Annotated in this window: 32 protein-coding genes, 1 pseudogene and 1 riboswitch; of the genes and pseudogenes, 6 read left to right on the plus strand and 27 right to left on the minus strand. The window is 31.1% G+C overall.

The window, feature by feature from the left end; translation table 11 throughout:
- Nucleotides 1-12 precede the first annotated feature (12 nt).
- The 5 genes from dltB to HMPREF3046_RS06630 all read right to left on the minus strand — a co-directional run bounded on the left by dltB (nt 13) and on the right by HMPREF3046_RS06630 (nt 4,419).
- Nucleotides 13-1,227 carry a D-alanyl-lipoteichoic acid biosynthesis protein DltB gene (dltB, locus tag HMPREF3046_RS06610; RefSeq protein WP_070717792.1) on the minus strand — a complete coding sequence of 405 codons (1,215 nt, stop codon included), beginning with the start codon at nt 1,225-1,227 and terminating at the stop codon, nt 13-15.
- On the minus strand, nt 1,224-2,678 hold the full coding sequence (dltA, locus tag HMPREF3046_RS06615; RefSeq protein ID WP_070717795.1) for a D-alanine--poly(phosphoribitol) ligase subunit DltA: 1,455 nt from the start codon (nt 2,676-2,678) through the stop codon (nt 1,224-1,226). Before dltA ends, dltB begins: the two co-directional genes overlap by 4 nt.
- A gap of 14 nt (nt 2,679-2,692) precedes the next feature.
- Nucleotides 2,693-2,863: a teichoic acid D-Ala incorporation-associated protein DltX gene (locus tag HMPREF3046_RS06620; protein WP_371093792.1), complete on the minus strand. Its 171-nt coding sequence runs from the start codon at nt 2,861-2,863 to the stop codon at nt 2,693-2,695.
- Nucleotides 2,864-3,196: 333 nt separating this feature from the next.
- Entirely contained in the window at nt 3,197-3,985 is a 789-nt protein-coding gene (locus tag HMPREF3046_RS06625; RefSeq protein WP_070717798.1) for a TIGR01457 family HAD-type hydrolase, read from the minus strand.
- Entirely contained in the window at nt 3,985-4,419 is a 435-nt protein-coding gene (locus tag HMPREF3046_RS06630; protein ID WP_070717800.1) for a DUF86 domain-containing protein, read from the minus strand. Before HMPREF3046_RS06630 ends, HMPREF3046_RS06625 begins: the two co-directional genes overlap by 1 nt.
- Before the next feature lie 102 nt (nt 4,420-4,521).
- On the opposite strand from HMPREF3046_RS06630, the gene HMPREF3046_RS06635 reads away from it, so the two are divergent.
- Nucleotides 4,522-4,788, plus strand: coding sequence for a DUF3055 domain-containing protein (locus HMPREF3046_RS06635; protein ID WP_002448201.1), 267 nt, complete (start codon nt 4,522-4,524; stop codon nt 4,786-4,788).
- A gap of 53 nt (nt 4,789-4,841) precedes the next feature.
- On the opposite strand, the gene HMPREF3046_RS06640 is transcribed toward HMPREF3046_RS06635, so the two are convergent.
- The 11 genes and pseudogenes from HMPREF3046_RS06640 to sufC form a co-directional block, all read right to left on the minus strand.
- Nucleotides 4,842-5,228 carry a YutD family protein gene (locus tag HMPREF3046_RS06640; RefSeq protein WP_070717803.1) on the minus strand — a complete coding sequence of 129 codons (387 nt, stop codon included), beginning with the start codon at nt 5,226-5,228 and terminating at the stop codon, nt 4,842-4,844.
- Between the two features lie 203 nt (nt 5,229-5,431).
- A complete protein-coding gene (gene lipA / locus HMPREF3046_RS06645; RefSeq protein WP_002448197.1) occupies nt 5,432-6,352 on the minus strand; it encodes a lipoyl synthase in 921 nt (306 codons plus the stop codon).
- 111 nt (nt 6,353-6,463) lie between these two features.
- On the minus strand, nt 6,464-7,795 hold the full coding sequence (locus HMPREF3046_RS06650) for a bifunctional metallophosphatase/5'-nucleotidase (RefSeq protein WP_070717807.1): 1,332 nt from the start codon (nt 7,793-7,795) through the stop codon (nt 6,464-6,466).
- A gap of 19 nt (nt 7,796-7,814) precedes the next feature.
- The gene (locus tag HMPREF3046_RS06655; RefSeq protein WP_070717810.1) at nt 7,815-8,642 is read right to left on the minus strand and encodes a sulfite exporter TauE/SafE family protein; all 828 of its coding nucleotides are present in this window, start codon (nt 8,640-8,642) and stop codon (nt 7,815-7,817) included.
- A gap of 13 nt (nt 8,643-8,655) precedes the next feature.
- Nucleotides 8,656-9,504, minus strand: coding sequence for a DUF72 domain-containing protein (locus HMPREF3046_RS06660; protein WP_070717812.1), 849 nt, complete (start codon nt 9,502-9,504; stop codon nt 8,656-8,658).
- A gap of 102 nt (nt 9,505-9,606) precedes the next feature.
- A pseudogene (locus HMPREF3046_RS11015) lies at nt 9,607-10,332 on the minus strand (NAD(P)H-dependent flavin oxidoreductase); the annotation flags it as partial.
- Between the two features lie 299 nt (nt 10,333-10,631).
- Nucleotides 10,632-12,029, minus strand: coding sequence for a Fe-S cluster assembly protein SufB (gene sufB, locus HMPREF3046_RS06670; RefSeq protein ID WP_002448087.1), 1,398 nt, complete (start codon nt 12,027-12,029; stop codon nt 10,632-10,634).
- A 161-nt stretch (nt 12,030-12,190) separates the two neighbouring features.
- Complete coding sequence (gene sufU, locus HMPREF3046_RS06675) at nt 12,191-12,652, minus strand: Fe-S cluster assembly sulfur transfer protein SufU (protein WP_070717818.1); 462 nt, start codon at nt 12,650-12,652, stop codon at nt 12,191-12,193.
- Complete coding sequence (locus HMPREF3046_RS06680) at nt 12,642-13,892, minus strand: cysteine desulfurase (RefSeq protein WP_176746076.1); 1,251 nt, start codon at nt 13,890-13,892, stop codon at nt 12,642-12,644. The genes sufU and HMPREF3046_RS06680 overlap by 11 nt, the downstream gene beginning before the upstream one ends.
- 30 nt (nt 13,893-13,922) lie before the next feature.
- Nucleotides 13,923-15,230, minus strand: coding sequence for a Fe-S cluster assembly protein SufD (sufD, locus tag HMPREF3046_RS06685; protein ID WP_070717826.1), 1,308 nt, complete (start codon nt 15,228-15,230; stop codon nt 13,923-13,925).
- A gap of 122 nt (nt 15,231-15,352) precedes the next feature.
- Entirely contained in the window at nt 15,353-16,114 is a 762-nt protein-coding gene (gene sufC, locus HMPREF3046_RS06690; protein ID WP_070717830.1) for a Fe-S cluster assembly ATPase SufC, read from the minus strand.
- 323 nt (nt 16,115-16,437) lie between these two features.
- Here sufC and HMPREF3046_RS06695 point away from each other — a divergent pair, with 323 nt between their 5' ends.
- A complete protein-coding gene (locus HMPREF3046_RS06695; RefSeq protein ID WP_070717833.1) occupies nt 16,438-17,295 on the plus strand; it encodes a polyprenyl-phosphate transporter PopT in 858 nt (285 codons plus the stop codon).
- A 63-nt stretch (nt 17,296-17,358) separates the two neighbouring features.
- On the opposite strand, the gene HMPREF3046_RS06700 is transcribed toward HMPREF3046_RS06695, so the two are convergent.
- Nucleotides 17,359-17,544, minus strand: coding sequence for a CsbD family protein (locus tag HMPREF3046_RS06700; RefSeq protein WP_070717835.1), 186 nt, complete (start codon nt 17,542-17,544; stop codon nt 17,359-17,361).
- A 175-nt stretch (nt 17,545-17,719) separates the two neighbouring features.
- Here HMPREF3046_RS06700 and HMPREF3046_RS11340 point away from each other — a divergent pair, with 175 nt between their 5' ends.
- Nucleotides 17,720-17,884: a hypothetical protein gene (locus HMPREF3046_RS11340; RefSeq protein ID WP_002448129.1), complete on the plus strand. Its 165-nt coding sequence runs from the start codon at nt 17,720-17,722 to the stop codon at nt 17,882-17,884.
- Between the two features lie 90 nt (nt 17,885-17,974).
- Here the strand turns inward: HMPREF3046_RS11340 and HMPREF3046_RS06705 are convergent, their stop codons facing one another.
- The 7 genes from HMPREF3046_RS06705 to HMPREF3046_RS06735 form a co-directional block, all read right to left on the minus strand.
- Nucleotides 17,975-18,790 (minus strand): MetQ/NlpA family ABC transporter substrate-binding protein, encoded by an 816-nt coding sequence (locus tag HMPREF3046_RS06705; RefSeq protein WP_070717838.1) that lies wholly within the window; start codon nt 18,788-18,790, stop codon nt 17,975-17,977.
- A gap of 20 nt (nt 18,791-18,810) precedes the next feature.
- Nucleotides 18,811-19,506 (minus strand): methionine ABC transporter permease, encoded by a 696-nt coding sequence (locus HMPREF3046_RS06710; protein WP_070717841.1) that lies wholly within the window; start codon nt 19,504-19,506, stop codon nt 18,811-18,813.
- Nucleotides 19,499-20,524: a methionine ABC transporter ATP-binding protein gene (locus HMPREF3046_RS06715; RefSeq protein ID WP_070717843.1), complete on the minus strand. Its 1,026-nt coding sequence runs from the start codon at nt 20,522-20,524 to the stop codon at nt 19,499-19,501. Before HMPREF3046_RS06715 ends, HMPREF3046_RS06710 begins: the two co-directional genes overlap by 8 nt.
- An 85-nt stretch (nt 20,525-20,609) precedes the next feature.
- Nucleotides 20,610-20,714, minus strand: a riboswitch (SAM riboswitch).
- 54 nt (nt 20,715-20,768) lie between these two features.
- Complete coding sequence (locus HMPREF3046_RS06720; protein ID WP_070717846.1) at nt 20,769-21,068, minus strand: thioredoxin family protein; 300 nt, start codon at nt 21,066-21,068, stop codon at nt 20,769-20,771.
- Nucleotides 21,061-21,447, minus strand: coding sequence for a toprim domain-containing protein (locus HMPREF3046_RS06725; RefSeq protein WP_002448075.1), 387 nt, complete (start codon nt 21,445-21,447; stop codon nt 21,061-21,063). Before HMPREF3046_RS06725 ends, HMPREF3046_RS06720 begins: the two co-directional genes overlap by 8 nt.
- 135 nt (nt 21,448-21,582) lie before the next feature.
- Nucleotides 21,583-21,963, minus strand: a complete 381-nt coding sequence (gene gcvH, locus HMPREF3046_RS06730) for a glycine cleavage system protein GcvH (RefSeq protein ID WP_002448172.1) — start codon at nt 21,961-21,963, stop codon at nt 21,583-21,585.
- A gap of 92 nt (nt 21,964-22,055) precedes the next feature.
- Nucleotides 22,056-22,409 carry an arsenate reductase family protein gene (locus HMPREF3046_RS06735; RefSeq protein WP_070717851.1) on the minus strand — a complete coding sequence of 118 codons (354 nt, stop codon included), beginning with the start codon at nt 22,407-22,409 and terminating at the stop codon, nt 22,056-22,058.
- Nucleotides 22,410-22,548: 139 nt separating this feature from the next.
- Here HMPREF3046_RS06735 and HMPREF3046_RS06740 point away from each other — a divergent pair, with 139 nt between their 5' ends.
- Nucleotides 22,549-22,872 carry a thioredoxin family protein gene (locus HMPREF3046_RS06740; protein WP_070717854.1) on the plus strand — a complete coding sequence of 108 codons (324 nt, stop codon included), beginning with the start codon at nt 22,549-22,551 and terminating at the stop codon, nt 22,870-22,872.
- Nucleotides 22,873-22,909: 37 nt separating this feature from the next.
- Here the strand turns inward: HMPREF3046_RS06740 and HMPREF3046_RS06745 are convergent, their stop codons facing one another.
- Both HMPREF3046_RS06745 and aroD read right to left on the minus strand, forming a co-directional pair.
- Nucleotides 22,910-23,449 carry a nitroreductase family protein gene (locus HMPREF3046_RS06745; RefSeq protein ID WP_002448165.1) on the minus strand — a complete coding sequence of 180 codons (540 nt, stop codon included), beginning with the start codon at nt 23,447-23,449 and terminating at the stop codon, nt 22,910-22,912.
- A gap of 69 nt (nt 23,450-23,518) precedes the next feature.
- A complete protein-coding gene (aroD, locus tag HMPREF3046_RS06750) occupies nt 23,519-24,244 on the minus strand; it encodes a type I 3-dehydroquinate dehydratase (RefSeq protein WP_070717858.1) in 726 nt (241 codons plus the stop codon).
- Nucleotides 24,245-24,405: 161 nt separating this feature from the next.
- On the opposite strand from aroD, the gene HMPREF3046_RS06755 reads away from it, so the two are divergent.
- Together HMPREF3046_RS06755 and HMPREF3046_RS06760 are read left to right on the plus strand one after the other, a co-directional pair.
- Nucleotides 24,406-24,828, plus strand: coding sequence for an organic hydroperoxide resistance protein (locus HMPREF3046_RS06755; RefSeq protein ID WP_048680989.1), 423 nt, complete (start codon nt 24,406-24,408; stop codon nt 24,826-24,828).
- Between the two features lie 453 nt (nt 24,829-25,281).
- Nucleotides 25,282-25,773, plus strand: coding sequence for a GNAT family N-acetyltransferase (locus tag HMPREF3046_RS06760; protein WP_070717866.1), 492 nt, complete (start codon nt 25,282-25,284; stop codon nt 25,771-25,773).
- Nucleotides 25,774-25,787: 14 nt separating this feature from the next.
- On the opposite strand, the gene HMPREF3046_RS06765 is transcribed toward HMPREF3046_RS06760, so the two are convergent.
- On the minus strand, nt 25,788-26,387 hold the full coding sequence (locus tag HMPREF3046_RS06765; RefSeq protein ID WP_070717869.1) for a histidine phosphatase family protein: 600 nt from the start codon (nt 26,385-26,387) through the stop codon (nt 25,788-25,790).
- Between the last annotated feature and the right edge of the window lie 150 nt (nt 26,388-26,537).

The raw sequence follows: 26,537 nt of genomic DNA on the forward strand, positions 1-26,537 counted from the left end.
TTATTTCTCCCTTTAAATTAATTTTCCTGAGAATATTAAGAATCCAAATGCTACAAAATGGAATGTGATAATAACACTTAATGCTGTAGTAAAACCATTTTGAAAGCGAGGTGGATGTTTCTTTCTCCAACGTTCATAATATCCATATCCGATAAACATTAAACCGTGATAAATACCATAAACAATATAAAATACTTCTAATCCGTGCCATACACCCATAATAAAGAAATTTAAGAAGAAGGCAAAATTTGACATTGCAAATTGATTCTTCATTAATTTTTTACGAGACATATAGAACAATGTTCTCATATAAACACAGTCTCTAAACCAGAATGATAATGACATATGCCATCGATTCCAGAAATCTTTAATATTACGTGCTTTAAACGGCTGTTTAAAATTTGGTGGTGTATTAATGCCATATAGATAACTCACTGCTACTGCAAATAAACTATAACCTGCAAAGTCAAAAAATAAGTAAAAGCTATAGGCATACATATATAACCATTTATGAGTAAAACCATGTAAATGCATTAATAATGGCATAATTGCATATACATTAATTAAATGAGCAATAATATATTTATATAAGAAGCCCATCATAATCATATGAATCGCTTTAACTACCATACCTCTGTATTGCTCACCAGTTGGTATTTTTTTATCATCTTTGACAAAACGTTTATAACGGTCGATTGGTCCTGAAGATACTGTTGGGAAGAATGAAATAAATTGAATCAATTTACCCAATTTAATTTCTTTAATAGACCCATCTCTAATCTCCATTATAAGTTGTACACTTTTAAAAGTAACATATGAGATTCCTAAGAATCCGACAAATTCAATTAACTTATGTTCATGAAAATGTATTTGATGTCCACCTAACCATGAACTTTGTAATATTTTAACAAATGCTAAAGGTAAAATAGATAAAATCATAACAATTAAAAATTTAATAAAAGTATTATTTTTTTGTCGTGATTTGTAATACCACATGATTAACAACACTTGCCATATTAAATAAATTACAAAACTGATTAGTTGAACACTTAAATATTTTTGTCCAAATAAATTGTATTTATCTGAAGAGAAAATAATCACAATCATAATCGCTGTACTTATTCCATTGTATACATAGCTTCGCTTACCTAAAAATCCGAGTATGATGACTGGTAAAAGAACGATAAATGCGACTAAGAAGAAGGTAAACGTACCATAAGGAATCATGCGTCAATATCCTCTGCAACTTGTTTACGATCAAGTTTTCCATTTGATGTTAATGGAAGTTGTTCCATCCAAACGAATTTTCTCGGAATCATATATTCAGGTAAGCGAGATTTCAATTCATTTTTAATGTTTCTGGTCATCTCTAAGTCATTATTAACTTTTTCAGTAGGTACAATAGCACCTACAAGATAAACAACTTTTCTATTTTTATAAATTGGTACAACAACGGTTTCTCTAACATATTTTGAGTGTCTTAGTTGTGTTTCAATTTCTTCTAGTTCCATGCGATAGCCGTTTAATTTTATTTGAAAATCGATACGTCCTTGGATAAACCAATAACCATCTTTTTCAATAGCTTTATCACCCGTGTGATAAATGCGAACGCCATTATCAAACTTAAATACTGCTTCAGTTTTTTCTTTGTTTTTTAGATATCCTAAACTCACACTTGTTCCTTTAATAACAAGCTCACCTTCATCAGTTGTTGATAGTGTAGTATTTGATCTTGCTACACCTACTGGAAGTGGATTATAACGTTTTAAAATCTCAGGTGTAATTTTTACACCAGTAACTGCAACTGTCGCTTCCGTTGGTCCATACGTGTTATAAACAATTGCATTTGGATATCTATCAACAAGTGCTTTAGCTGTTCTATGCGGTAAAATTTCTCCACAAAAGAAGAAATGATTTAAACTTGGATAGGCTTTTTCATTAAGGTTAGGAAGTAATAAACACATTTCTATAAATAATGGTGTTGATACCCAAGTATTAATTGGTGTTTGAACAAGCATTTCATTTAATAACTTCGGTTTTTTTATCATATCTTTATCTACTAAGTTAAGTGTTCCACCAGATGTCAAACATGGATAAATTGCCATTACAGATAAATCAAATGAAAATGGCGCTTGGTTCAACCACTCCTGATGATCATCTGTTTCACTTAATGAAACCATCCATTCTGCAAATTCTATTAAACTCGCATACTCAATTTGCACACCTTTAGGCTCACCTGTAGAACCAGAAGTGAATATAGTATAAACAACATCTGTTTTAGCCATTTGACTATCAAAAACAATTGGATAATCAGAATGTTTAATATCTTCAATTGTAAGTTCTTTCCTTGATTGATTCACACTTGAATCAGTTGTATTTAAAATAAATGTTGGATTTACTTTATTCATAATCATTTCTACCCGTTCTATTGGGACTGACGTATCAATTGGGACATAGCCACATCCTGCTTTGATTGCTCCTATCATTCCAACTACCATATATGGTGACATATGACCATAGATGATTAATGGTTTATTTGTATCTTGTAAATAATGTGCTAGCTTACTAGATTCTTCTATAAGTTGACGATACGTTAACTCATCTGATTTATGTCTAATAGCTACTCGATCTGGATTTTTTTGTCCAATATCATTAATTAAATTTATAATATCTGCCATCATTTGACTCCTTACTAGAATTCGTTATATATAAAGTTATTATGTGTATCGCCTGAACCATATATAAGATACAAAGCTATAAAAATTGCTAAGTATAGAATAGTCAGGAGATATGGTTTTGCTTTTTCATAAAAAACACTTATTTTTTTAGTTTCTTTCAATTGAATTTTGCACCTCACAAACATTGCTATTTATTTTGAAAAACAATTCTACTTATTTTATATTTAATAAAGTTATCTTACTATTAAGAAATATTATATCGCGCTTTTATTTTTACACTTTATTATATAAAAATATTAATTATATATCAAATTTATTTTATATAATAATTATCGAGTGTTAAATATGTATCTATCTTATCCGATATGTCCTTATTCTCATCTTTGATATCCTATATATTAGTACTAATAGTTACATATCACAATTACACAACGCATAACAAAACTGTTATATATAAAAACTTCTTATTACTTATCATTAATTTAAGTAATAAGAAGTTATCATAGAAATTATTTTTATTAATTAGTATTATTTTCTAATTCAGCTATGGCCTCATTCAAATCTTTAAATGAATAGGTTGGTTTTGGTTGTTTAGTTTGAATTTCTTCATAAGATGTTACACCTGTTTGTACATGTATCGTATCCATCCCCACATTAATACCAGACATGATATCTGTATCATACAAATCTCCTACCATAGCCACTTCAGACTTATCGAGTTTCAAAATATCTAAAGCAATTTGCATGATTATGGTTTCTGGTTTACCGATAAATTGTGGCTGTTGACCAGTAGATACGCTAACCACACTTGTAATAGCTCCATTCCCAGGTAAGAAGCCTTTTTCTTTAGGAATTGAGACATCTGGATTAGTAGAGATAAATTTTGCGCCTTGACGTACTGCTAAAGTAGCTATTGCAAGTTTTTCATATGTGACTGCTTCATCTAAACCGATAACTACATAGTCTACATTCTCATCTTCTTTTACGGTTAAACCTACATCGGTTAACGCTGTTCTTAAACCATTACCTCCTAGCATATATACACTAGCTTGATTATTTTCATTTGCAATGTAATTTGCCGTAGCTAGAGCAGAAGTAACTACTTCTTCTGGTTTAGCGTTAATTTTCATTTCTTTTAACTTTTCGGTTACTTCTTCAGGCGTCTTAGTAGAGTTATTAGTAACAAATAAATGAGGAATATCGTTTTTATTCAAATAATCGATAAATTGAGCAGCACCATCAATTTCTGCTGTACCCATATACATTGTTCCATCTAAATCGATTAAATAACCTTTATAATTTTTCATTATGAATAATCTCCTTTTCCAAAAGCGGTAATTGGCACATTTTCTTTTTCAAGAAATTGAGTAACTTCTTTAACAAATTGTCGATAATACAGTATTGAGGTATCAAATAATGGTACAAGTGTTTCAACTTCTAATTCCGTATAATGATGTGCAAACTGTTTTCTGATTTCAACTGTATCATTAATATAGTTCTGTGTATCTTTGGAAATCACACCTTCAAGTTCTAAAATATCAATAACATCTTTATAGTTACCAGGATCTCTCAAAATAAAAGCGTCAATAATCATATTTCCAATATCTACTGATGATTCAATTAGCATTTGCGCAATACGTTCAAATGCATAATGATTTGATTTATTTGTTTCATAATCCTTAATAAGCTGATTTAAATATTTTATTTTAAGTGCTAATTTATCTTTATCTACAAAATACATATCGGTCACCTCTTATTATTATTATCATATCATAGTTTTGCATCATGCATCATTTGTCGTTATACTAATTTCACATATTAAAAATAAAGGAGCATGACTGATATGATAGATATGTTTCTGTACGATGATGAGGAACAATCGCAAGCACAATTTGTAGGATTTGTAGGTGAACATAGTCGCTATGATTTAATGCTTATTCAGACCGATCGTCATTACGGTAAAACACTAGTATTAAATCTTCAAACTAATAAATTTGGCATCATAGGCACAGACGATATTGAAGAAGAAGGATATATTGCTCATATATTAGGTGTGTCTCAAGAAGAAAGCGAAGAAATCATTGAATATCTAAATCAAGTTATTCAATAAATGAAAGGTCAAAACAATGATATTCACAAAATATACATTGTTTTGACCTTTCACTATTTATTATTCTTTTTTTCAGTAGATTGTGTAGCTTGTATTGTTGGTTTTATTTTCACATCATGCAATTTATCTTCTACTTCATCTACACTAGCTAATTCTAATCGTTCATTATCATTAATATGTCTCACTATGAAATATGGACAACCGAAATTACAATATTCCAAAATATAATCTTGAATGGTTGAAAACCGTTTTGAAATTTCAGCTTTTTTATTTGAATCTTTATAAAATCCTTTTAAACGTAATTGATCATAACCAAAATCTCCAACTACAAAATCATATTTATCAAGTATATCTGAATATCTTGAAGCAAATAATTCTTCATCAAAGCATTCTCTATAATCTTCAATTAATTCAAAATACTGTTGATTAATTTTAATCATAATACGTCACCTTTAATTGTAATTATAATAAAAACTTAGATTGCCTATTTTAAAGAAAAAGAGCAATCTAAGTTTTAGCATCCACCTATTAATAAACATTCTTAATTGACTTTATGTACTCATATCATTGTTTCATAAGATAATATGACGTCATTATGCAATATCGCTTAAAAGAAAGTTTATTTTAAATTTTGGGGTTAATATTATTTTTGTTGTAACTGTTCTTCTCCAAGACGGTGTTTTTCTTTTGCCGCTTCATTTACTTGTTCATCAGCATGATAAGAACTTCGTACCATTGGACCAGCTTCACAATGTTTAAATCCTTTTTCCATTGCGATTTTTCTTAATTTACCAAATTCTAATGGAGTATAATATTTTTCAACTTTTAAGTGTTTACGTGATGGTTGTAAATATTGACCAATTGTTAAAATATCAACATCATTTGCACGTAAGTCATCCATTGTTTCATAAATTTCTTCCAATGTTTCACCTAAACCTACCATTAAACTTGATTTAGTTGGAATATCAGGTTGTAACTCTTTAGAACGACGTAAGAATTCTAATGTTCTGTCGTAAGTCGCACGTGCACGAACTCTTGGAGTTAAGCGACGCACTGTTTCAATGTTATGATTTAAAATATCTGGTCTTGAAGCCATTAGTGTTTCAAGTGCTTCATAATCACCACCCATATCTGACGGTAAAATTTCAATTGTCGTATATGGATTACGTTCACGTACTTTACGAACCGTTTCTGCATATACATTAGATCCTGCATCTCTTAAATCATCACGTGCAACAGCTGTGATAACAACATGTTTAAGATTCATTAGTTCTACAGACTCTGCAACACGTTCTGGTTCATTTAAATCTAGTTCATTAGGTAAGCCAGTTTTTACTGCACAAAAACGACAAGCTCTTGTACATACCGCGCCTAAAATCATAAATGTAGCCGTACGTCTAGCTCCCCAACATTCATGTATATTTGGACATTTTGCTTCTTCACAAACTGTATGTAAATTTTTCTCACGCATCATTTTCTTGAGGCCGATGTAGTTTTCATTAGTGTTTAGCTTTATTTTCAACCAATCTGGTTTACGTAAAATCTCTTCATTTTTAGTAGCCATAACAACACATACCCTCCTGTTTAATCTATCTTTAACTATTATAACGAAATTTACATTAAATTAAAATGTAATAACTTATAAAATTAAGACATAACTATGAACATTTGTGTACTAAGAAGAATGATACATATGAATTAGTTTTTCTTTAAAGATATCTCTTAAAAATTCAGGCATTAAATAATCAATTGATGTTCCTTTTAATAATGGGAAATATCTTCCAAATGTATACATATCTACAGTTCCTAATATATATGTACGGTTATCTTCTATTTCTTGTCCATCTACAAAGAAGCGATGTTCTGATTGAATAAATCCACATTGATATAATATATAACCACCAAAAATATCGCCTCTAAATCCTAACCCTTGGACATGTTCATACATATATTCTTGCTTTTGACTTTTTAAGATTACCTTTTTCAATTCAGAACCTTTCAAACGTATACGAACTAAGTTGATTGGATGAGGTAACATAGTATGGATATCGTATTCAGTAAGTTTATCGCCCTCAACACTATTAACAATTAATCCGGCATTAATAATTGTACAATCTGCATTTGTAAACTCATACACACTTTCTGCAAGTAAATAAGTCGTTTTTGTAATCACATTTGTTTTACTAGATAAAGAAACTGGCTTATTAATAATCGCCTTATTCATCAAATCTTTTCCTTCTTCATCAAAATGTGTTTTAACCACTGGTAATGTGTCTACTGGATGTAATGTAGCCTCTTTAGTAACTACTTTTTTATTTTCAATCGTTAAATTCACTTCTCCAAGATAATATCCATATTTCCCCGCTGCTGCCATAAGTACACCGTTATTTACTTCACCTTGATTAAAATGATGATGTGTGTGACTTCCTAGTATCACATCTATCTCTGGGATTTCTTGACATAATTTTTCATCAAAAAAGACACCTACATGACTCATCACTATTAATACATCGTATTGTCCTCTGCATTGTTTAATTTCGTCTTTGATGGCTTCTAATGGGTCTGTCACAATCCAATCAAGTGCTCGATAGAATGGCGTGAAAGGTGCCGTGGCTGCTACAAATAAAAAGCGCACATCTTCTATTTCTTTTATATAAGATGTGGCAATATGACGAGGTAAGTGGCCATCTTCATCTAAAACATTGGCACATATGACTTTAAATTGTGCATCATTATAAAGATGATTTAATGCTTCATGAGAAATAGTCATTCCTTCATTATTCCCAATAGTAGCAATATCACAATGAGCCTCATTTAAAAGTTCAATATTCTTTTTGCCCATAGTTGCTTCTGTTACTGGTGTAGATAAATCAACATGATCACCAATATCTAAATAAAGTGACGGGTGTTGAAGTTCAGGTCGGTGTTCAGCCATGTACGTCATAATACGTGCATATTCATTAAGGTGACTATGAATGTCATTTGTATGAAAAATTGTAAGCTTCACTTAAATTCCTCCTGTTTTATTATAGAAACGATTTAATAATTAGATATACACCCATAATTAACATAACTGTACGTAATAATAATACTACTGTTTCTGATTTAATCGAGCGATTTATTTTCACTCCAATTTGAGCGCCAATATAACTAGAAATGATTAGAATAATTGAATATGACCAAGCAACATGACCTTGAATAATATGTCCAATTGAACTCATAACACTTGAAAAGAAAATCATCATCATACTTGTACCTACTGCTACATGAGGTGGAAATCTAAATACTATAAGCATTAAAGGAGTCATCAACGCTCCACCACCAATTCCAAATAAACCTGTAAGTACACCTATAAATAATGTAGAAAAGAAGGCAAACATAGGTGGAACGCTATAATGATATGTCATCCCTTTAGCATCGATATATGTTTTACGATACTTTTCCTTATCGAATATTTTAAATGGTTTAATTTTATGTCTAATCATCAATAAAATAGATACACATATCATAAAAATACCAAAGTATAAATTAAACGAATTTAATGTTAAATATCTACTTAAAAATGAACCAATAAGTGAACCAGGTAATAATCCAAATAAAAATATAGATCCATTTTTAATATCTACTTGCTTTGTTTTCAAATAACCAATAGATGAAGAAAGTCCAGTTACAATAAGAATAACCGATGACGTACCAATTGCAATCTGAGTAGTGATGCCATGTAACAGATGATGGTTTACACCTAAATACACTAAAGTAGGTACGATAATTATACCACCACCAATACCTACTAAAGAACCTAATACTGCAGATAATAATCCAATTAAAACTAATAAAATAATTGTTAAAAACATTATAATTCGCCTCTTAGAAAAATTTTAATTGCTGAGGTGCTAAGCCTGTATACTCTATATCTAAAATATCTTGATAGGTTTTAGCATTTTGAGCGGCATGACCACCAGAATTATTATTAAAAATGACATAAACCTTTTTAGCTTTTTGTTCTAATATTTGAACTTTATTTGCTAAATCTTTTAATTCATTTTCATTATAATTATATAAATATCTAACATCTCGCCATTCTTGATCTGTCATATCTTTTTTAGTCCAACCATGCTGATTTCTACCATGATAACGCACAAAAGCAGTACTAGAAGTTATACGATTGACTAAAGGTATAGACCCATCTTTAATTTGAGGTTCATCTACGACCGCATGAATAATTTGATGTTCGGTTAAAAACATTAAAGTTTGCTCTTTAAATTGGGAATTAAACCAAGATTGATGTCTAAATTCTACACACATGGGGATCTCTTCTAGTTGTTGTCGAACATACAAAATATAATTTATATTTTGAGCTGTACAATCAAACCAAGGTGGAAATTGCACAAGTACCATTGCTAATTTATGATGTGCAATCAGTGGTTCAAGCATTTGTCTAAATTGTTTAAACAGTTCAGATCGTGAATCAGCATAGGTTTTATAATCTGAATGAAGCGTTAATGCTTGATGAATCTTAACAATAAACTGAAACTTATCTGGTGTTTCATTGATCCATTTCAATATATTACGTTCAGGTTGGATAGCATAATATGAGGCGTCAAGTTCAACAACAGGAAAATGACTCGCATATGTACGTAATTTATCTGTTTGTCTTTCAAGATCTTCATATAAAGAATCATGATCTCCCCATCCAGTTAGACCGATATTAATCATTTTTATCACCAGATATATGATACCATAATCAAAATTAATATATCACTTGTTGTATACTAACTTTACATTTTCTTATTATTTTAAAATCCTCACTATAACATGTTATTTATGTGTTAATAAGTGTTCAATTTGTAGGAGTAATTGTTTCATTAAAGCATTCACTCTTTGATTAGTCGCTAATCGAGGGGATTGTCCACTCCAAATATGAGTAAATTCACTATCTCCATTTGCAGTTGCTTGTTGTCTAATGGATTGTGTTAACTGATTCTGAATGGGATAAGGTGGAATATCACCATCATAATGAATCATTGCTTGAACAAATTGATTATTAATACCCCGAGCATACTTACCACTAAACACATCGGTGATAATTGTATCTGTTTCTTTACTATTTATGATGGTTTGTTTAACTAGCTCATTAGCCCCACTTTCCTTTGATGTTAAAAAGGCTGTACCCATTTGAACACCTTGTGCTCCTAACACCATACTCTCTAATATTCCTCATCCGTCCATTATGCCTCCTGCAGCAACTACAGGAATTGATACATTATCTGCCATCTGTGGAATGAGAGACATCAATTCAATTGCCGGTTGTCTGTCATCTTTAACAGTTAAAAATGAGCCTCTATGCCCTCCTGCTTCACTTCCTTGTGCAACAACAATATCCATACCTGCACGTTCATTCTCTATTACTTCGTCAACCGATGTCGCTGTACCAACGAGTATAATATTTACTTCTTTTATTTTGTTAATAATGTGTGGGTTAGGAATACCAAATGTAAAACAACATACTGATATATTATAATTAATAATAATATCAATCGTACTTCAAATTATTTCAAACTATCCATTAACATAAGCTGATTCTAATTTAATGTTAAGCGCTTTTAATTCATTTTTGTTACTTTAACTATAATTGGATTATCATAAATCATGAAATCTAATTTAGCTTTTAATGGATATTTCACTAAATAATGACTAGATAAATAGCACATCCATAAATATGTATCCATTAATGCAATAAAATTATTATTAATAATATAACTTTAATACAAAAAAGAACTAGAATATTTAATTAATACAAACATTCTAGTTCTTTGAAATATTAGTTTAAGCGATATATTAAATTATCCGATTGAACCTTCCATTTCAAATTTAATAAGACGGTTCATTTCTACGGCATATTCCATTGGTAATTCTTTAGTAAATGGTTCGATGAATCCCATAACAATCATCTCTGTTGCTTCTTCTTCAGAAATCCCTCTACTCATTAGATAGAATAGTTGTTCTTCAGATACTTTAGAAACTTTCGCTTCATGTTCTAATGAAATATTATCATTAAATACTTCATTATATGGAATTGTGTCTGAAGTTGATTCATTATCTAGAATTAATGTATCGCATTCGATATTTGAACGCGCACCTTTAGCTTTGCGTCCAAAGTGAACGATACCGCGATAGATTACTTTACCGCCGTTTTTAGAAATTGATTTAGAGACGATAGTTGAAGATGTATTTGGGGCTTTATGAATCATTTTAGCACCTGCATCTTGAACTTGACCTTTACCCGCAAATGCGATGGATAATGTACTACCTTTCGCACCTTCACCTAATAATACACAGTTAGGGTATTTCATTGTTAACTTAGAACCTAAGTTACCGTCAACCCATTCCATATTACCATTTTCATGAACAAACGTACGCTTAGTAACTAAGTTATACACATTGTTAGCCCAGTTTTGGATAGTAGTATAACGAACATGTGCATCTTTATGAACAATAATTTCAACTACTGCTGAGTGTAATGAACTTGTAGTATATACTGGTGCAGTACAACCTTCAACATAGTTTACTGAAGCCCCTTCATCAGCAATAATTAATGTACGTTCGAATTGACCCATATTTTCTGAGTTAATTCGGAAGTACGCTTGTAATGGTGTATCTAATTTAACGTTTTTAGGTACATATATGAAAGAACCACCTGACCATACTGCTGAATTTAATGCTGCGAATTTATTATCAGCTGCTGGAACAACAGAAGCAAAGTATTCTTTAAATAAGTCTTCATTTTCACGTAATGCACTATCTGTATCTTTAAAGATGATCCCTTTTTCTTCTAATTCTTTTTCCATATTATGATATACAACTTCTGATTCATATTGTGCAGAAACACCAGCTAAATATTTTTGTTCTGCTTCTGGTATACCTAATTTATCAAATGTACGTTTAATTTCTTCTGGTACTTCATCCCAAGAACGTTCAGTATGCTCTGAAGGTTTAACGTAATAAGTAATGTCATCAAAGTTTAACTCTGATAAATCGCCACCCCATTGAGGCATTGGGATTTTATAGAATAGTTTTAAAGCTTTTAATCGGAAATTAAGCATCCATTCTGGTTCTTCTTTCATCTTAGAAATTTCTCTAACAATATTTTCTGTTAGACCACGTTCTGATCTGAAAATGGAAACGTCCTCATCATGGAAACCATATTTATAATCTCCAACATCAGGTGCTTTTTTAGCCATTTCAATCACTCCTTAAATATATTTAAAACGATATGCGCATCATTTATGTTTCACTACTATCTATAGTCATTGTAACAACATGCAAACTACATAAAAAGAAATATGTGTAAAATGTCACAGCATCATAGTGCTTAGAATAACATTTATTAACTATTCGTATTTTATTCTTCAGTTGTACCTTCTTCTTTACCTTCTTTTTGCACTGTACCTTTTTCTAAAGCTTTCCACGCTAACGTTGCACATTTAATACGCGCTGGGAATTGAGAAACACCTTGTAATGCTTCTACATCTCCCATATCTTCAGTGATGTTATAATCTTCACCTAACATCATTTTAGTAAATTCTTGACTCATTTGCATTGCTTCACCTAATGAATGACCTTTAACTGCTTCAGTCATCATCGATGCACTTGACATTGAAATTGAGCAACCTTCACCTTCGAATTTCGCCTCTTGAATGATACCATCTTCGATATCAAATGTTAGTCTAATGCGATCACCACAAGTAGGATTATTCATATCTACTGTCATTGATCCATTATCTAAAACGCCTTTATTACGAGGATTCTTATAATGATCCATAATTACAGATCTATAAAGTTGATCTAAATTATTAAAACTCATATGAGAAAAACTCCTTCGTTTGTTTCAATGCTTCTACTAATTGGTCAACATCTTCTTTAGTATTATAAATATAAAAACTTGCTCTTGCAGTAGATGATACATTTAACCATTTCATTAATGGTTGCGCACAGTGATGTCCAGCTCTAACAGCGACACCTTCAGTATCTACTGCTGTAGCAACATCATGTGGATGAATATCAGCTAAATTAAAAGTGATCACACCTGCACGTCTTTCTTTAGGGGGACCATATATTTCCAATCCTTCAATTGAAGATAATTGCTCATATGCATATTCTGTCAATTCTTTTTCATGCTGATGAATGGCATCAAAGCCTATATTTTCGATATAACGAATAGCTTCAGCCAATCCAATAGCTTGAGCAATAATCGGTGTACCAGCTTCAAATTTAGTAGGTAAGTCAGCCCATGTTGCATCGTACTTACTTACAAAATCAATCATGTCCCCACCATACTCAACAGGTTCCATGTTTTGAAGTAGTTCACGTTTTCCATATAATACACCAATACCAGTCGGTCCTAACATTTTGTGACCGCTAAAGCTAAAGAAATCAACATCTAAATCTTGAACATCGATATCCATATGAGGTGCGGATTGTGCTCCATCAACACTGATAATAGCACCGTGTTCATGCGCAATCTTAGCAATTGCTTTTATATCATTAATGGTACCTAAGACATTAGACACATGAGCAATAGCTACAATCTTAGTATTATCATTAATTGTCGCTTTGACATCTTCGATTCTTAGTTCACCATCATCAGTCATAGGAATAAATTTTAAAGTAGCTTTTTTTCGTTTAGCTAACTGTTGCCAAGGCACAATATTAGCATGATGTTCCATCTCTGTCACAACGATTTCGTCGCCTTCGTTAATATTAGCGTCTCCATAACTATGTGCAACAATATTAATTGAAGCAGTCGTACCTCTAGTAAAAATAATTTCTTCAAAATATTTAGCATTAATGAAACGTCGTACTGTCTCACGAGCACTTTCATATCCATCTGTTGCTAAAGAGCCTAGAGTATGCACACCACGATGCACATTAGAATTGTAACGTTTATAATAATCATCTAATACATTTAATACTTGCACTGGTGTTTGACTTGTTGCTGTTGAATCAAGATAAGCTAATCGTTTTCCATTAACTTTTTGATTTAGTATAGGAAAGTCTTCAATAATTTCTTGTATGTTTAATGAAGTTTCGGCCACTACCTTCACGACCTTTCTTTTATTGAAAATCTCAATGACCTATTTATTTACTTTAAGTTCGATAACTTCTCGTAATTGACGTTTCACATCTTCAATTGGCAATTCACGAACAACTGGATCTAAGAAACCATGAATAACAAGACGTTCTGCTTCTTTTTGAGAAATACCACGGCTCATTAAATAGTAAAGTTGTTCTGGGTCAACACGACCAACCGAAGCTGCATGACCTGCTTCAACATCATCTTCATCGATAAGTAGAATAGGGTTTGCATCTCCGCGGGCATGCTCTGAAAGCATTAACACACGAGATTCTTGATTTGCGATAGATTTTGTACCGCCATGTTTAATATATCCAATACCGTTGAATACAGATGAAGCATTTTCACGCATTACACCATGTTTTAAGATATAACCATTTGTTTCTTTACCATATTGAACGATTTTAGATGTTAAGTTAATTTTTTGATCACCAGTACCAACAATGACTGATTTTAGTTCACTTGTTGAACGGTCACCAATTAAGTTAGTAGTATTATCAATAATTTGGCTTCCCTCATTCATTAAACCTAAAGCCCAATTAATTGATGCATCTGCTGCCGTCACACCACGACGGATAATGTGACCTGTAAATCCTTTATCTAGATAGTCAACTGAACCATAAGTAATGTTTGAATTTGCGCCTGCAATCACTTCAGAAATAATATTTACTTGATTACCTTCACCACTTGTAGTTGAAAGGTAATTCTCAACATATGTTACTTCAGCACTTTCTTCCGTTACAATAATAGCATGATTAAATAAACTTGCATTCTCATTGTCATGTAATACTACATATTGAATAGGATCTTCAACTACTACATTTTTAGGGACATATACAAATACGCCACCATTCAATAATGCTGTATGCAACGCAGTTAATCGATGTTCATCTACTGTAACCGCATCTTTCATTAAATATTTTTCTACTAATTCACTATGATCTTGTAGCGCTTTTGATAAACCTTCAATAATAACATTATTATGATTTGCTTGTTCTGATACTTGTGTAAAAGCTAAATCATTATTATGTTGAATAATTAAATTTTTAGAATTTTCTATATCAATAATATTTTTAACTGATTCAGGAAGTTCTGATACATCATGATATGATTCACTGTCTACATGATGTTGTTTAAATGCATCGAAATCCCATTTTCTTAGTTTTGTTTTATCTGGTTTAGGCATTTCTAAAGTTTCTGTTAATTTCAAAGCTTTTTGACGTAGTTCAGTCATCCAAGAAGGTTCATTTTGTGCTTTAGAATAATCAACAAGTTGTGCTTCAGAAATATTTAAAGTTTCTGTTGTCATAATGCTTTTTCCTCCTACTTGATGAAAAATTTTAGTAACTGAATTGATATATAAACTGTTTATTTCCACATTTTAAAATCAATCAGTTCTTTTAATGAATAGTTTTTATTTTATTTAATGACCTATTCAGTTGCACCAAATTCTTCTTTAACCCATTCATAACCTTCTTCTTCAAGACGTTTAGCTAATTCTGGACCGCCTGATTTTACAACTTTACCACCATACATCACATGTACTTTATCAGGAGTAATATAGTTTAATAAACGTTGATAGTGTGTAATCATTAATGCACCGAAATCTTCACCACGCATTTCATTGATTCCTTTAGAAACGACTTTTAATGCATCAATATCTAAACCTGAGTCAATTTCATCTAAAATCGCAAATTTAGGTTCTAACATCATTAATTGTAAGATTTCATTACGTTTTTTCTCCCCACCTGAGAAACCTTCATTTAAATAACGTTGTGCCATATCTTTATCAATATCTAAGAAATCCATTTGTTTATCTAATTTTTTAATAAATTGCATTAAGTTAATTTCTTGACCTTCTTCACGTTTTGCATTAATCGCTGAACGCATAAAGTCTGCATTTGTTACACCAGTAATTTCTGATGGATATTGCATTGCTAAGAAAAGACCTGCTTTTGCTCTTTCGTCAACATCTAATTCTAAAATATTTACACCATCAAGTAATACTTCACCTTGAGTAACTTCATAACTTGGGTGACCCATAATTGCAGAAGATAATGTTGATTTACCTGTACCATTAGGTCCCATGATTGCGTGAACTTCACCAGTATTAATTGTTAAATTAACACCTTTTAAAATTTCTTTATCTTCAATAGACACATGTAAGTCTTTAATTTCCAATGTTGATGACATTTATATTCCCTCCATAAAATATAAAGTTTTCTTAACTAGTTTATAGTAATTTTAATTTATAGTCAAAAAGACTTCTAACACTTTAATACACTTAATTATAACGTAAATAGTCCCCAATATAAACTTATTAAAATGACAAAAAAGATTATATTTTCGTCAAAATTGTTTCGAAATGACTTCAATTTTCAAGTGCGACTGATAATCAAAAGGCACCTGTTCTCAATAGGCATCTATATATTAACGATGATTGACTACTTAATATTTCAATGTAAGTTAAAAATTTGGTAGTATTCGTATTAACTTAATAAAGAAAGGAGACCTTTATGACATTCAAATGGAAAAATATTTTAAAAGGATTTGCGATGGGAACTTCAGATTTAGTTCCAGGAATTAGTGGAGGTACCATTGCTTTACTTTTAGGAATATATGATGGTTTTATTTCATCCATTAGTGGATTGTTTTCTAAACGATTTTGGCCAAGTTTAAAATTTTTACTTCCTATATTAATAGGAATGATTTTAGCGATTTGTGTACTTAGTAATTTAATTCATTACCTACTCGATCATCATCACGTAATAACGATGTTCTTTTTTACTGGTTTAATTATAGGCATTGTCCCTTACTTATTAAAAACTTCAGATTTTAAAAAAACATTTACAACTAAACACTATGGATTATTAATTTTAGGAATCATAGTTATAGTAGCATTAACATTATTAAATCCTAGCACACAACAATCAAGTTTAACACTTCAATTATCTTTTAGTCTTATTATTAAATATTTTATAGCAGGCGTTTGTGCTTCTAGTGCAATGCTACTTCCAGGTATCTCTGGCTCATTTATGCTACTTGTATTCGGTGCATATGGAACAATAATGCTAGCTATTGCTAATTTAGCTAAACTTAACTTTACCGGTCTGCCTATATTAATAGTAGTTGGTTTAGGTATTTTATGTGGATTTCTATTTTCAAGCCGTATTATAAAATACTTTTTAACCCACCACTTTATTGGAACATTTGCCTTAATTACTGGTTTTGTTATTGGTTCAATTTATGCTGTATTCCCAGGAATTCCTAAATCACCAGTAGAATGGATTGTTTCGATGATTTCCTTAATAATAGGATATATAGTAAGTTATTCATTAGGACTGATTACGTCTAACAATGACACTCAGACATAATATTCTAACATAAACAAAAAACGCATGTGTTTAACACATGCGTTCTCTTCTAGTTAAAACGACTTATTTGTCGCCTTTTAATTTATCAATAACATCATTTGCTTTATCTTTAACGTTATCAACAACTTCTTTAGCTTTACCTGAAGCTTTGTCGCCTTTACCTTCTTTTTCTAAATCTTTATTATCAGTTGCATTACCAACTGTTTCTTTAATGTTACCTTTAGCTTGTTCAAATTTATCTTCTGCCATTTTAAATTCCTCCTTGGTTGAACATTTTATTCTTAAATTATTTATGTAATATTAACATACCCAATACATATCACGTATAAACATAATTTCTGTTATTTTTTATATTTTCCGTCTAATCAATATAATTGTTATAATAATATTGTTCAATTCACTTATCCAATTGGAGATGATAACTATGACATTTGTTAATTTTACTGCTATGACAGAAAAAGGTTTAAATAAAAAGGTCAATGCATTCTTAGAAGAACATCCATATATAGAAATTGTTAAATTTGAATATGCGATGGGTCAAGGCGGTATCGGCGTTGGAATACTATATCAAGACGATTCAAGTTTATAATATAAATGACTGCAATAAATGTATTGATATAAAATATAAAAAACGGTTCACATATTTCTTTGTGAACCGTTTTTCACTGCATATTATTCATTATTTTGCAGGTACAACTGCACCTTTGTATTTTTCATTGATGAAATCACGAATGTCTTTAGATTGTAATACGTCAACTAAAGCTTTAATTTTTTCATCATCTTTATGACCCTTTTGAACTGCAATTAAGTTTGCATAAGGATTATTATTAGGTTTTTCAACTACGATTGAATCTTTTTGTGGACTTAAGCCTTGATCAATAGCATAGTTTGAATTAATAATAGCTGCATCTACATCTTGATTTTGATAGATTTTTGGAAGATATTCAGCTGATTGTTTGTTATTGAATTTAATATCTTTTTTGTTTTCAGTAATATCTTCAAATTTAGCGTCTTCAATTTTTACGCCTTTTTTAATTTTAATTAAACCTTCATCAACGAAGAACTTTAAGAAACGACCTTGTTCAGCTGGGTTATTTGAAACATAAACTGTCGCGCCTTTAGGAAGGTCTTTTAAACTTTTGTATTTTTTAGAATAAACAGCCATTGGTTCTAAATGAACTTTACCTGCATCTTCAATTTTGTATCCTTTTTCTTTACTTTCAGTTTTTAAATAAGGAACGTGTTGGAAGTAGTTAGCATCAAGTTCACCTTTATCTAACAACTTATTAGGTGTCGTGTAATCATTGATTGTTTTAATTTCTAAATCATAATCTTTTTTCTCAAGAAGTGGTTTTGCTTTTTCTAAGATTTCAGCGTGTGGTGCTGGTGAGGCACCTACGACAATTTTTTTATCTTTTTCGTCTCCGCCTTTACCACAAGCAACTAATACAACTGTCAGTGTAAGTACTAATACTAAACTTAAAAGTTTTTTCATTTAATCTCTCCTCTTTTCTATTATCGTTTATCAATTTTATTTGTAAGCCAATCCCCAATGAATTGGATTATAAATACAATAATTAAAATAAATACGGTTGACACTAAAATGACGTCGTTTTGATTACGTGTAAAACCAGTTAAGTAAGCTAAGTTACCTAAACCACCTGCACCAATAACGCCAGCAATAGCAGTTGAACCAACTAAAGCGATAGCCGTTACTGTAATACCTGAAACAAGTGCTGGCATTGCTTCTGGAAGCAATACTTTTCGAACGACTGTCCAAGTATTCGCACCCATAGACCATGCTGCTTCAATAACGCCTTTATCGATTTCTTTAAATGCGATTTCGACTAATCTTGCATAGAACGGTGCAGCGCCAATGACTAATGCTGGAAGTGCTCCCGTTGGTCCACTAATTGTACCTAATAATACACTTGTGAACGGAATTAATAACAAAATTAAAATAATAAATGGAATCGCGCGGAACAAGTTCACTATAAATGAAACTACTGTATAGAAAATCTTAGCTCCAGGTGCGTCACTTTTAGCTGATAAGAAAAGCAACACACCTAAGATTAAACCAAAGATAAAAGCAAAAATGGTTGACACTATAGTCATATAAAGTGTTTCATAAATTGCTTGCCAAACTTCAGGCCATTGCACGTTAGGCATAGTAATCATTTCATGGAAGATATCACCATATGATTTATCCATGTTTAATCACCTCCACATTTACGTGTTGTTTATGTAACTCAGTTACGAATGTATTAAATCCATCTTCACTAATATGTGGAATGTGTACAATTAAAAATCCAACTGAACCTGTACGTGTATTTTTAATATTTGCTTCCAAAATGTTTAATTCAATCTTCTGCGTTCGCGTAATTTCAGACACAACAGGTTGCATTGTATTATTACCATTGAAATTCAATCTTACAATATAAGCGTCTTTGTTCAATGGTTCTAGATGTTTAATTGAATCTTCAAAATCGTCGTCTAAATCGTCTTTCACGAATCGTTTTGTCACCTCATGTTGAGGATTTTCAAATACTTCATCGACTTTACCTTGCTCAATAATACGACCATTTTCCATTACTGCCACTTCATCACATATGCGTCTAATCACTTGCATTTCATGTGTAATAATCACAATCGTTAGATTTCTTTCTTCTTTTATTTTTAACAGTAATTCTAAAATTTCGTCCGTTGTTTGTGGATCGAGCGCACTTGTAGCCTCGTCACATAATAAAACATTTGGATCATTCGCTAATGCACGAGCAATACCAACTCTTTGTTTTTGACCACCTGATAATTCAGAAGGATAAGCTTTTTCACGGCCTTTTAAACCGACTAACTTTACAAGTTCTAAAGCTCTTTTTTTTGCTTCTGCACGAGATACTCCAGCTATTTCTAGTGGAAACATAATATTACTAATGACAGTACGCGACCATAACAAATTAAAATGTTGGAAAATCATACTTACTTTTTGTCGTTTTTTACTCAACTCTGACTTAGAAAGTTTGTTAATATTGTCTCCATCTATAATGATATCCCCTGAAGTCGGTTCTTCTAGATTATTAAACATTCGAATTAATGTACTTTTACCAGCACCAGAGAATCCAATCACTCCAAAAATTGAGCCTGATTCTATATTCAAATCAACGTGATCTACTGCTAGTACATCTTTGTTCTTTGTGTGATAGCGTTTAACAACTTGATTTAACTCAATCACGTTAAGTGCCCCCCCTTAAATTCCTTATGTAATTAAAAAATGCTTCCCCATCTAGAGAGATGAGAAAGCATTTAAAATTATCTTTCTCTCATCTTCTAAAGTCTTAAACTTTATGTGAATTGGCACCATTTCTATTATAGACGGTTGCCGGGCTTCGTAGGGCACATCCCTCCACCTCTCTCGATAAGAGTTTTCGCACTATTTAATTAATTTATATCCTATCACTGTACTAATAATTCGTCAATCATTTTTTTAACTTTTCTAACAAATATGGCACGGATTGAAAGGCATAGACTCTATCTACCTCTTTATCCTTATCCATAATTAACAGTACAGGTACAGACATAATTTTATATTCTTCACTAAAATACTTGTGGAAATTTAAATCAATTTTTTTAAGTGGTAGTTGTTCGATATCATTTGCAATATCCAACATGCGCTCTGAAATCTTACATGTTCCACACATAGGAGTATATCCAAATATTAAATGTTTATCTTTATCAAAGTGTTCTTTGATGTCTTCGATTTTAATAGAATTATTCATTAACGAGTACTAACCTTTCGGAACTTAAATTAGGTATAAGTTTTTTCTCTTTTTTTACGTTAAATCCATACTTACTCAATACATGAGCAAGATAATTTTTAGGACAACGCGCCACTTCACAATATGTTTTATCTACATAGATATGTTCACTTTCACTTAAATAACGTTTAAACCATTTTCTAATTTTTTCGCCTTCATCATCTGAATCGGCAAGAATATAGACCTGTTTTCCATATAACGTTTCTATCATATCGTCTAGTTTGTCGATACTCATTGTACCATGTGTACAAATAATATTTACAGGCTCAGCAATGACTTGTTGCACTTTCTTCTTATCAGATTTACCTTCAACAATGATAACTTTGTTTAAAATTGCCATGTTCATCCACCTTCTAAGTCGATATTAAACAATCATTTACTTTTTCACATTATTGATGAATATAAACACAATTTACAGATAATTAATATAATATATAAAAAACTCCTAGATTCAATATCAAGGAGTTTTTAAAAATTATTCGCCAATCATTTCAGAATATTGTTCAGCTGATAGCAATTCATCTAATTGACTTTCGTCATTTAATTCAACTTTTACCATCCACGCTTTTTCATAAGGTGATTCATTAACAAACTCTGGACTATCTTCTAATTCGTCGTTTGTTTCGACAATTTTACCAGAAACAGGTGCATACAATTCAGATACTGTTTTTACTGATTCAACACTACCAAATGTATCCCCTTCATTAATTTCATCATCGACATCTGGTAATTCGACAAATACGATGTCTCCTAGTTCGCCTTGCGCGTATTCAGTAATACCAATTGTTGCCGTATTTCCTTCAACTTTAACCCATTCATGTTCCTTAGAATATTTGAATTCGCTTGGTACTGCCACGAAAATCCCCTCCTAAAAATAATTACAATTTAATGATGCCATACCGTAAGTTTTCATTCAACTATTAATATTAAAAGTTGTGAGTATACTTTCTATAACCATACATCTTTATATTGTTCTTCATTAAAACCTAACGTAACTTTTTCACTTGAAACCGCTAGCGGACGTTTTACCAACATTCCATCTGAGGCTAAGAGTTCTAATTTTTCATCATTAGATAATTCTTTTAATTTATCTTTCAAACCAAGTTCTCTATATTTCACACCATGTGTATTAAAGAATTTATTTATTTCCACTTCTGATTTAACTACTAATTCTTTGAATTCTTGCTTTGTAGGTGTGTGTTGCACAATATCTATAGACTCATAACTCACACCATGCTCATCTAAAAATCGAGCAGCTTTTTTACAAGTTGTGCATTTTGGATATTGATAAAATTTAATCATTCAGTATTATCCTCCTATTTAAACTTATTTTAAATATATCAAATTATTTAAATAAACGCTCTACTTTTTAAGCTTTATTTTTTTCTAAACATTAGTAATTAGTTATAATATATAAAACAAGCTAAAAGGAGTGTAAAGTATGAAAAATATTACTACTACTGAAGAATTTAATTCAGTTATTCAAAGTGAACAACCTGTTATTGTAAAATTTGAAGCTGGTTGGTGTCCTGATTGTAAAGCAATGGACATGTGGATTGATCCAATCATTGACAAGTATAACGACTATAAATGGTATTCAGTAAATCGTGATGAATTAGAAGATGTAGCATCAGACAATGAAGTCATGGGTATCCCAAGTTTACTTATCTTTGAAAATGGTCAAAAACATGCCCATTTGCATTCTGCTAATGCAAAATCACCTGAACAAGTTGAATCATTCTTAAATGAAACTTTTAATAAATAATTAAAGAACCACACTCATTATTTTGAGTGTGGTTTGTTTAGTATTCTGAGATTAAATGTTTATTTTTACGTTTTGCTTTAGGTGGAACCTCTTCTAAATCAGTAAGATACAATAAACCTGCAATAGCTTCATCTTTAGCAATACCAAACGCTTTTCTTACTTTTGGTTCAAAGATATACAATGGTGTTTTCCAACATGTACCAATACCTTTTTCATAAAGTAATAACATTAGATTCTGAGTGTATGCACCCATCGCAAAAAAGTTTTCGCGATTTTGTCGTTGTCGTGGGTCAGTTTTAAGTACTAAAACTAACATACCTCCTAAATTTGTCACCGCATTATAATGATCTTCTTGTTTTTCCGGACTATTTGGAAAGGCAAAACGTGTAATATCTCTACTCATATCTCCTAATCTATCTTTAGAAACATGAATAACTCTCCACGGTTCTCTCATACCATGATTAGGAGCGTCAGTAGCTTGTTCTATGGCTTTAAATACATCTTCATCATTAATAACCATATCATGTTTAAATTTCTTTATACTTCTTCTTAAAGAAATTACTTCTTGTAATTCCACAATTATCGCTCCTCTATATTGATAACTATTATCAATTATACGCGGATATCGATGACATTTCAATGTATACTACATGCTTTCGTAAAATAATAATTGTTTTTTTAGTTCTTTAACATGAATCTGCCCTGGTGCTTGGGGTTCACCTAAACAGCCATATGACACTGTACCCCCAAAAACACCTTGAGCAGTTCGACTCACTAATCCTAAATGGGACATAGATATCCCAATAACTTGTTGAGAAATCGCTTCAGATGTATAAGCTACTGCTTCTAATAGCGTTGCTACGTCCTGTTTTTCCTTAGGCATTACTGCAATTTTTACATACTCAGGATTTAATTTTTGCATTTTATAATATGAGAATTTTAATTCTTCTAACGGTGGCGTTTCTAAAAAATTATGATATGACACAATGATTTGTTTCTGATGATGATGTGCATGTTCTATAATATGTTTATGCGTCTCAACATCAATATTTGACTCCCATTCTATGTCTATCATTTGAAATGCATCTATTGAGGAGATTGTTTCAATTAACTGTAAATATTTTTTATTAGTTAACTGACCTTTTCCACCTTGAGAAACTGTGCGATATGTCACCAATATTTTGAAATGATCCTTTATTTCATTTAGAAGTGAAAGGTTTTTCATTAAATGTTCATGATGATGGCTCTCCCACTGATCTATACGCAACTCAATGATATCTATATATGCATGGTTATCATTTATACTATTTAACGTTTCATTATCTATTATATCTTGAGGTGCTATGGTTGCAGCTACCTTTACTTCTGCCATATAATCCCTTCTTTTCTTACCATTTACAATTTTATATTATTTTAAACTATTTATGTAACACTCGCCAATGTTTAAAATTCATTTTAATTTTTACAAATCATGATTTAAACCTTTTGAGTCGGGTATATAATAATTGTATTCGAATTTAGGAGGTAATAATAATGGCAGTTCAATATGAAACTAAAGCAACAAACGTTGGTGGACGTAAAGGTCACGTACACACAGACGATAATGCAATAAATGTAGATGTATTACCACCACAACAAGCAGACGGAAAAGCGACTAACCCTGAACAATTATTCGCAGCTGGCTATGCTTCATGCTTTAATGGTGCATATGACCTTATTTTAAAACAAAATAAAGTTCGTGGGGCAGAACCTGAGGTAACTTTAACTGTACGCTTAGAAGATGACCCAAATGCTGAAAGTCCAAAATTAAGCGTATCTATTGATGCAAAAGTTAAAAATGTATTATCTCAAGAAGATGCTGAAAAATATCTACAAGATGCTCACGAATTCTGTCCATATTCAAAAGCAACTCGTGGCAACATCGATGTAGATTTAAATGTTCAAGTTGTTGACTAATTAGTATTACTCTTTAAAATCAAAATTTTATAATTTTAAAAAACCCTGAGACATCTCATTATGTCTCAGGATTTTTTATGTGTTGATAGATAAAGACTGAATTGAAAAGAGCTAATATCAATTTATTTCAATAGTAGTACGGAAGTTAACATAAAGACTTTCGATAAGAACATCTACGTTCATCGCAAGTTGGGCTGTATTGCTAGAATTGAACGACGAATTTAAATTGAATTCTGTCCCACTCCATTTCCTATCTAACAAATTAAGCTTAAGGATATCGATGTATGATAGATAATATTCTAACGTTTATATATTCTCACACTTTTTGTATAATTTTTAAAAATAGGCTATGCTATGAATATAGTTATTAATTAAACTTTATAAAATATTTATAATTAAATTAATTTGTATAAATAAATTATTAAATGCTAATGATAATTTGAGGTGAGTATAATGTCAGAAGTTAGAATTCTTACTAACAACGATTTAAACCAATATATTACTTTAATATCAAATGATTCACATACTTATTCATGGGATAAATTTTATTTTCAACATGTTTCTCCAAATTACTTAAAACACATTCTATCTAAAGAAGAAGAGTATTGTAATATTTTTGGCAATTTTAAAAATGAAAAACTTGTGGCTGGTGTTACATTGCGACAACTCAAACAAATAGGCACACAACATAAAGCAATGTTAGAAAATCTCTTTTTAAAAGACAAAAAAGACGAGATTACTGCGCAAAATTTAATCTGTGAAGTGATTAATTATGCAAAATCTCGTCATATTGAAAAACTAATGACTTGTATTACATCAAATCATATTGGTGCAAAGATTTTTTTCACTGCACTTGGTTTTGAAACTTTAGGGATTGAAAAAAAATCATTTAAAGTAGATGATACTTATTTTGATGTTCATTGGCTACTCTATGATATTAAATAGCCAGGATAATGATTTTACTTATTGGCATCATCGATTGTAGGATCAACCATATCGAGAAATTCAAACTTTCCATGTGTATAAATAAATTTTAAAATACAACAATTTCCAATGATATATTGATTTGCCATATCATCACCTATCCATTTTCTTAAAAAAACCTGAATGGCTGTACCATGGCTTACCGCTAAGAATATTTTTCCATTAGAGGACTCTAATAAATGACTTAATGTCGTAACGATACGATGTTCAACTTCATGTTTCGTTTCTCCTCCGAAAGGGCGTAGTCTAGTTCCAAAAATATCGTGTTTATCCCAAACTGCATCCAATAATTGAACACTATCCCCTTCAAATAACCCAAAACTCCATTCTTTTAATCCTTTATTACGTTGATATGCTTGTTCAGGTAAAACATTTTCTAACGTATCACATGCCCGTTCCGAACTAGATGAATATGCTTCGTCAAAAGTAATATGATTATGTTTAAAGTAATGACCTGCTTGCTTCGCTTGAGATATTCCTAATTTAGTAAGTGGAGAATCACTTGCACCCTGTACTTTCCCTCTTAAATTAAACATAGTTTGTCCATGTCTCATTAAATAGAGTATTTTACTCATTACATTCACCTCAATATATTTTTAAATACTATAGGCAACTTTCTTTTACACCACTTTATAATCCATACATAGTATACCTTAATTTTTTTATACTTAAAAATAACTAAATGTAGAAAAATGAATTAATACACGTTTGATTCTCATTGTGAT

The sequence above is a fragment of the Staphylococcus sp. HMSC070D05 genome (assembly GCF_001815595.1).
GTDB classification, from domain to species: domain Bacteria; phylum Bacillota; class Bacilli; order Staphylococcales; family Staphylococcaceae; genus Staphylococcus; species Staphylococcus hominis.